Annotated in this window: 5 protein-coding genes and 2 pseudogenes; 2 read left to right on the top strand and 5 right to left on the bottom strand. The window is 57.2% G+C overall.

Annotated features, from left to right (window positions below; genetic code table 11):
- Positions 1-752 (bottom strand): annotated as a pseudogene (locus I5W_RS16525) (hypothetical protein); the annotation flags it as partial.
- A 327-nt stretch (positions 753-1,079) separates the two neighbouring features.
- Here I5W_RS16525 and I5W_RS16520 point away from each other — a divergent pair.
- Positions 1,080-1,526: a VirK family protein gene (locus I5W_RS16520; RefSeq protein ID WP_044530037.1), complete on the top strand. Its 447-nt coding sequence runs from the start codon at positions 1,080-1,082 to the stop codon at positions 1,524-1,526.
- A 28-nt stretch (positions 1,527-1,554) separates the two neighbouring features.
- Here I5W_RS16520 and I5W_RS16515 read toward each other — a convergent pair whose 3' ends face one another.
- The 4 genes from I5W_RS16515 to I5W_RS16500 all read right to left on the bottom strand — a co-directional run bounded on the left by I5W_RS16515 (position 1,555) and on the right by I5W_RS16500 (position 4,692).
- On the bottom strand, positions 1,555-1,785 hold the full coding sequence (locus I5W_RS16515) for a hypothetical protein (RefSeq protein ID WP_017453277.1): 231 nt from the start codon (positions 1,783-1,785) through the stop codon (positions 1,555-1,557).
- A gap of 468 nt (positions 1,786-2,253) precedes the next feature.
- Positions 2,254-3,069 carry a TOBE domain-containing protein gene (locus I5W_RS16510; RefSeq protein WP_017453278.1) on the bottom strand — a complete coding sequence of 272 codons (816 nt, stop codon included), beginning with the start codon at positions 3,067-3,069 and terminating at the stop codon, positions 2,254-2,256.
- On the bottom strand, positions 3,066-4,067 hold the full coding sequence (locus I5W_RS16505) for an LLM class flavin-dependent oxidoreductase (protein ID WP_044530036.1): 1,002 nt from the start codon (positions 4,065-4,067) through the stop codon (positions 3,066-3,068). Before I5W_RS16505 ends, I5W_RS16510 begins: the two co-directional genes overlap by 4 nt.
- 88 nt (positions 4,068-4,155) lie before the next feature.
- Entirely contained in the window at positions 4,156-4,692 is a 537-nt protein-coding gene (locus tag I5W_RS16500; protein WP_238814137.1) for an oxygen-binding protein, read from the bottom strand.
- A 579-nt stretch (positions 4,693-5,271) separates the two neighbouring features.
- Between I5W_RS16500 and nifA the strand changes: the two are divergent.
- Positions 5,272-6,899, top strand: a pseudogene (gene nifA / locus I5W_RS16495) (nif-specific transcriptional activator NifA).
- Positions 6,900-6,965: the final 66 nt, after the last annotated feature.

Raw genomic sequence — 6,965 nt, 5'->3', positions numbered from 1 at the left:
GTATTCCACCGATCCACCAAAGTACGGATGCTGGCCGAAAAGTGCTTGATTAGCTTCAGATACCCGATCACTTTCACTCGGTCGGCGTCACTGACATTTCTGTCGAGCAAAGGGTGTCTTGCGATGAAATTATTAATGGTGGAGTCCCGCCCATCTTGGGCGTCGATCAGATTTCGCAGTGCGCCCTCTGGATAGTATTGCTTGAGTTTCTGGTAGAGGAATTCAATGCGGTTGGCGCGGTGATCGCTACCCAAGGGATGATGCTGATCGACGACGATGGATTCGATATTGAGTTGTGAGTGAATGAGCTCAATCCCTTTCTTGATCTCGGTAGTGAAGTAGGGCTCTTCCTCGATCACATGCTGCAACTTTTCCTCGAACATCAGGTTAAGGTCGAGAATCAGATTGGCCGCAATGTTTTCCGCATGATCATGGGTAATGCGGCTGGCATAGGTGGTAGCGATTACTGTGGGCGTTTCCATGCTCAGACGGGCATTTCCCAGCATACGCCCGATCTCGCGGCATAGATTGACCCCGTTCGCCAGGACGGGTTTTGTACGCTGAGAACGGGGTGAGTTCTGTTCTTCCAGTGCGTTACGCAGGGAGTGGCGAAAACCACCTTCCTGCTGTCTCAACGTGCCACCTGAAGAGGAAGCGATCGTGAGCGGCTTCTGCTCCGGCACAACGCCGGTTTGAGCCGGAGGCTCTATTTCCGGTTTGATGGTGCCGGTTTGGATTTTAAGACGGTGCATAAAAGTATTCCTTGTGGCCAATTTTTTCGAAAGGCAAATTTCTGACTTTAAATAGAACGCATCTCACGTCGATTGATGAAATGAGTTCCAGAATGGTTTTGTGAACGTGCGCGCAATGTCGAACCCAATCGAATTGGATAAGAAGTGGCGTTTCGACTGCTGAGTGTAGGAGGCAATGCATCGGTTCCACTTGAGTTCTAGTGCGCTGTTCTCTTCAGAAAGCGACTTCTTGAAAGATTTTTGTCAAGAAAAAATACGAACTTATGAACGGATTTCCTCTCTCTTGATGACTAGGCTTCTCCTATTGAAGAGAAAGGACTGTCTCCAATGAAATTGCTTTCCGCGGCATCACTATCCACCATCGCGCTGTACTTGATCACGCAGTCCACTTCTGCTGAAGCGAGGCCGACGACGGCATTGGCCAGCCAGGCCGAAATCGAACAGGCGCTCGACCAGGGAGCGACCGTGACGGTCTCGCTCGACCTGAGCCGCTGCCAGTCTGATAGCACCAAAAAACCTACAGGAAAAGCCAAAGGTGGCCTGACTATCGGCGCCTATCTGATCATGGGTGGGATGCTGAGTTTTTCGGATAGCCATCCGACTGTGGGGAAAAACGGGGAGCCACTGTGGCAGTTCCTGCGCTACCAAGTCAAGGCGGACCAGACCGTGACGTTTACCGCCGATATGTTCCAGTTGCCTGGTTATACCCGACTCGGTGAGCGCATCTCCTACCAGTGCAATATCAATGAAGGAATCCGGTTCTTCCGGCAGTAAACCTTGAGGGCGATCTCTGCGCTGTCGGCTAGCGATAGAGGTCGCGGTTGCACATCAATTCGAACGCTAGTTCTTGGCGGGAGGAGGTGAAGGACAAAGGCCGCACCTGACTCTCCTCGACGTCGAATCGCGCGCTCTTTCGCCACTGCTCCATTTCTTCGGCTACCGTTTGTCGTACGCTGTTGCGAAGTGCAAAGCGGAACAGAATGACGACAAGGATGCCGCAGCCAATTCCCGTGATCTCGAGCCAATCAAGCATGATTCCTCCTGCGTGCCAGGTTTAGACTAAAAGTGAAACGCCACGCATAAGTAGGAACGCTCCGGCTGAAAGTTCCCTCACTGGCCGAAGCGCCAACCAGATTGGCTACCGAGCAGGTTTTGAGAACTCATTTCATCAATCGACGTGAGATGTTCTAGTAGGGCATTACACGCCACCTTCCGAGTTCTCCCGCGCCCGTAAGGCAACCCGGCGACTGAGCGTCGAACGGGTACTTCGTCACGAAAACACCCCAAAAGGTTTGATCGGTGTCCAACTTTTGGGGTGCAGGCCAACCCGGCCATTGGGTTTAAAAAATGATGACTCACTCCGAAGAGAGTTAATGCGTGTTCACTCTTTTACTGAGGTTCCGACGTATCCTGTGGAAACCAGAAGAAAGTCATTCTTCCACGGATTTATTTCCGAAAGTAGCAGCACTTGTTTCACGAGAAATCGATTATTGCTTTGCTGTTACAGCCTAGGTTGCTGAACGGCCACCATCACTGCATACGCCTTGAAGACAGCGGTAGCGGCCTGGCCCACGGTCAGCGACAGTGCATCGATGGCGTCATTGGTCAGGCTGGCGGTCATACAGGCACCACCAGGCAAGGTCAACACTACCAGCGACGATACGGCGCCACGCTCCACGCGCGATACCGTGCCTTCGAACTGATTGCGTGCCGAGAGGGAAAAACCGGCAAAATCGGTGACCAGCACCACAGCCGATGACTTGATCAGTGCAATCGCATTGCTGCCGATCTTGATGTTGAGCCGGTTGGCGGCGGTCGTAGTCATGGTGGCCACGATCTCTTGCCCGCCGGCGATGGTGACGGTGACTTGCGTAGTGACAGGGCCGGTATCGATCGCACTGATGACGCCGGCGAATTGATTACGTGCGCTGGTTTTCATTGACATTCTCCTGAGCAGGCCAGCCAAGGCTGGCAGTTGATTAAGCCATGTCTCCTGCCGATGCAGGAATTCGAGATTGCGCCGTTGCAGCTCGCGCCACACGGCCAGCAGTTCCACCGCGGCGGGCGTGAGCCGGGTGCCGCCGCCGCCTTTGCCGCCGGTGACGGTTTCAATCAATGCGCCATTGACCAGGTTGCCGGCTGACTCAAGCAGCATCCATGCGCCCTTGTAGCTGTAGCCCGCCGTACTGGCCGCGCGATTGATCGAGCCGGTTTGCGCGATGGCGTCGAGCAGGGCAAAGAAGCGCTGGTCCAGGCGATGCACCAGTTTCAGTTCGCTGCTCAACAAGGTGGTATCGGTAGCAGGCAAGGTACTCATGTCCTTGCCGATGGCTGCAGTCCCAGCGCGCCCGCCAGCAAGCTCAGGGCTGCGCGCGCTTGCTGGGGATCATGGCTGGCAGGCTTGAGCAGCAGGCGATGCGGCCCCAGTTTTTCTTGCAACTGGCCGATGCGTGCCACGCATTGCGCCGGGTCGCCGATGATGGCGTTGGCCAGGATGACCTGATCGGAGGCATCGGCCTGGAACATGGGCGGGGTGCCACCGGGCGCGAATTGCACTTGCATCATGCGCGGATACGCACGCACACCTGCCAGACCATGGGCAAGCGCCTTGTGCGCCTCGGGTTCGCAATGGAAAAAGCGGGCGATGGCAAACGGGAAGTGACCGCGCTGCGCACGCTGTGCTGCCACCCGCGTGAGCACCTGCTCAAGATCGGCGGAGGGTGTGGCCATCAATCCGTAATCCTGGCGTGCGGCCAGATCAAGCGAATCTTCGCTCATGCTGGCCAGCCATACCGGGATGGGACGTTGCCACGGCTGCGGTTGCAACTGCACTCTGTCGTAGTGGAAAAATCGTCCCTCGGTACTGAATGGCACGCCTTGCCATGCGCGCTGGATGACGTCCAGCGCTTCAATCATGCGTGCGCGCGCCTGATCGGCACCGCTCAATCCGGCGTGACGATATTGCTCGGGAAACGGGCCGCCGCGTGCCACGCCGAATTCCATCCGGCCGTTGCTGAGCAGGTCCAGCGTGGCGACGTCCTCGGCAACCCGCAAGGGATCATTGAGTGCCAGCAACGAAGCGCCCGTACCGAGGCGGATGCGCGAAGTGCGTGCGGCGATCTGGGCCAGCAGCACCATCAAGGCGCTGCCGATGGCAAAGCTGCTGTAATGGTGCTCGGCGACCCAGACATCGTGATAGCCCAGGGCCTCTGCCACGACGGCATGATCGACGGTCTGCAACAGCGCATCGCGCGCGTTGCCGTGGGGATTTTCGACATGGAGGAAGACGCCGTAGCGTTGCGGGTAATCCGGCATGGCAGGTTCACGGGAAAAAGAGTTGGACATCGCTCAGACCGGCCGCATCAAGAAGCAGATGCGGGGATGCGATGCCGGATGGCGTAGGTCACGGTTCGGATCTTCCCGATGGCCGGATCAGATCCGCTATCGGCGGCAGCATGTCGGTGGCGGGCGAGTGGAACCAGCTGCGTACCAGCTCATAGGGGTAGCGCCGCGGCGGTTTGACGCGCGCATGACGTACCAAAAGATGAATCGACAAGGGTTCGGCCCAGGCCCAGAAGTCGGCCCGCAGCGCGGGCGGAAAACCGATATCGTCAAAGGTATGCCAAAGCTGTACCAGCCACAGTTCGCGCCCAGCTTCGTCCAATAGCAACGGCAAGCCTGCGCCCGCTTGCAGATGGGCATGGCGTTGGCTGTAGTAGAGCGGACCGCCGCATGACTCCACCACGAAGTCGGCGATGCGCGAGCTGACGCAATCAAAACAATTGTGCGAACGTGCGAACAGCGGGGAATGGCGCAAGCGCCTCATATGATGCAGCACCAGTTTGCGCAAACCGGATTCATCACACAGCGCCAGCAGACGGTGCGCCGGTTGAGGTAATTGTGGCGGTTCACATATCACCTGTTGCGTGCCGCGCGCCATCGCCGGGCCGGCGATCGGCCAGTTCAGGGTCAGATAACATGCCTGGGAGCAGGGCGCCCAGCACGCACGTGGTGCACCGGGTTCGGAAGTCGAAGGCACATTCATAGTGGGCGATGGTGGATGTTGGAGGTCTGTATATCTCGCTACATAACGCTGGCTGGGCTACCGGCTTGCTCTGCTTTGTCGTTTCGCTTGGCCGGTGAGCGGCCGATGCAGGTATGAATAGCCAAAACCATGCCATACAATATTTTTCTTTTAAATCAATGGGATAGCGACGATTTATGATTGCTGCGCCAGTGGCGATGATTGTCGTAAATCCGACAAAGACGACATCATTGTCGTCAACCCGCCAAGGCGACCTCGAGCAAAGCCGGCGTTATGTGGTGTTGCTTGGCGAGATCGATTCATGCATCTGCTTGGGCATGAAGTTTGCTTGACCAGCAAGGTAACTATTCGGTAATTACACGGCGCTTTTTCTGTCGCTTTTCATGATCTCGGATCGCACGACAGAGCAACAAGGTGGCTTCTAGCGCTCGCAGGCAGCGCATGGGGTTCCAGTATTCACGTTTGGAGAGTCAGATGGCCACTATTCTCGACGACCGCAGTGTGAATTTAGAACTCGTAACGATTTACGAGATCAGCAAGATATTGGGTTCATCGCTGGATCTATCCAAGACCCTGCGCGAAGTCCTCAACGTCCTCTCCGCCCACTTGGAAACCAAGCGGGTATTGCTGAGTCTGATGCAGGACTCCGGCGAATTGCAACTGGTCAGCGCCATCGGCCTGAGTTACGAAGAATTCCAGAGTGGCAGATACCGGGTCGGCGAGGGCATCACCGGCAAGATCTTCCAGACCGAAACTCCCATCGTGGTGCGCGACTTGGCCCAGGAGCCGCTGTTCCTGGCTCGCACCAGCCCGCGCCAGTCGCAAGACGGGGAAGTCATTTCCTTTGTCGGCGTACCGATCAAGGCTGCCCGTGAAATGCTGGGTGTGTTGTGCGTATTTCGGGATGGACAATCGCCCTCGCGTAGAGTCGACCATGAGGTGCGCCTGCTGACCATGGTGGCCAACCTGATCGGACAAACCGTCCGGCTGTACCGCAGCGTGGCGGCCGAGCGCCGGCAACTGCAAGAGGAAAAGCGCCAACTGTCCCGGCAACTCCAGGGCAAGTACAAGCTCGATAACGTGATCGGCATTTCCAAGGCGATGCAGGAAGTGTTCGCCCAGGTACACCAGTCCGCCCCCTCGCGCTCGACCATGCTGTTGCGCGGCGAGAGCGGCACCGGCAAGGAAGTCATCGCACGCGCCATCCATTACCTCAGTCCACGCAAGGATGGGCCATTCATCAAGGTCAACTGTGCGGCCTGTCGGAAACCTTGCTGGAATCCGAATTGTTTGGCCATGAGAAGGGCGCCTTCACCGGGGCCCAGGGTGAACGCAAGGGGCGTTTCGAACTCGCCCATGGCGGCACCTTGTTCCTCGACGAGATCGGCGAGATCTCGCCGGCCTTCCAGGCCAAGCTGCTGCGGGTATTGCAGGAGCGTGAATTCGAACGGGTCGGCGGGTCGCGTTCGATCAAGGTGGACGTGCGTCTGGTCACCGCCACCAACCGCGACCTGGAGAAAGCGGTGGCCAAGGGCGAGTTCCGGGCCGACCTGTATTACCGTATCAATGTGGTCAGCATCTTCATTCCGCCGCTGCGCGAACGGCGCGAGGATATTCCCTATCTGGTGGAACACTTCCTGGAAAAATTCCGTGTGGAGAACCAGCGTGCCATGGTGGCCATGTCACCGCAGGCCATGAAGGTCATGATGAATTGCTACTGGCCGGGCAATGTACGGGAACTGGAAAATTGTGTCGAGCGTACTGCCACCATGATGCGCGGCGATCTGATCACCGAGGTGCATTTCTCCTGTCAGCAAAACAAATGCCTGACCAAGGTCTTGCATGAACCCGGCCAGCAGCAACCGGTCGTGGTGGTGCCGCTGGAGCGCATATCCGCGCATACGGCGCCATCTTCGCCGAGTGGGATGGCCAAGGACAAGCCACTGGCGGCCGCGCCCCCGACTTCCGAACGCGAACGTCTTATCTGGGCCATGGAGCAATGTGGCTGGGTGCAAGCCAAGGCAGCCCGCGCACTCAACATCTCGCCGCGCCAGATGGGCTATGCGCTGCAGAAATTCAATATCGAGGTCAAGAAGTTCTGAAACTTATCTGCGAGCGTGACGTAATACGCTGCCAGATCCAAAGTCTTTTTCTCATTGCCTCCTCGC

This window comes from Herbaspirillum sp. B65 (assembly GCF_000333555.1).
Taxonomy (GTDB): domain Bacteria; phylum Pseudomonadota; class Gammaproteobacteria; order Burkholderiales; family Burkholderiaceae_D; genus Herbaspirillum; species Herbaspirillum rubrisubalbicans.
This window is presented reverse-complemented; position numbering and strand designations above follow the sequence as displayed.

What these genes read in the sequence shown, in the direction of transcription:
- I5W_RS16520 (WP_044530037.1), top strand. Translation starts at nt 1,080, where the DNA reads ATGAAATTGCTTTCCGCGGCATCACTATCCACCATCGCGCTGTACTTG.
- I5W_RS16515 (WP_017453277.1), bottom strand. Translation starts at nt 1,785, where the DNA reads ATGCTTGATTGGCTCGAGATCACGGGAATTGGCTGCGGCATCCTTGTC.
- I5W_RS16510 (WP_017453278.1), bottom strand. Translation starts at nt 3,069, where the DNA reads ATGAGTACCTTGCCTGCTACCGATACCACCTTGTTGAGCAGCGAACTG.
- I5W_RS16505 (WP_044530036.1), bottom strand. Translation starts at nt 4,067, where the DNA reads ATGCCGGATTACCCGCAACGCTACGGCGTCTTCCTCCATGTCGAAAAT.
- I5W_RS16500 (WP_238814137.1), bottom strand. Translation starts at nt 4,692, where the DNA reads ATGGCGCGCGGCACGCAACAGGTGATATGTGAACCGCCACAATTACCT.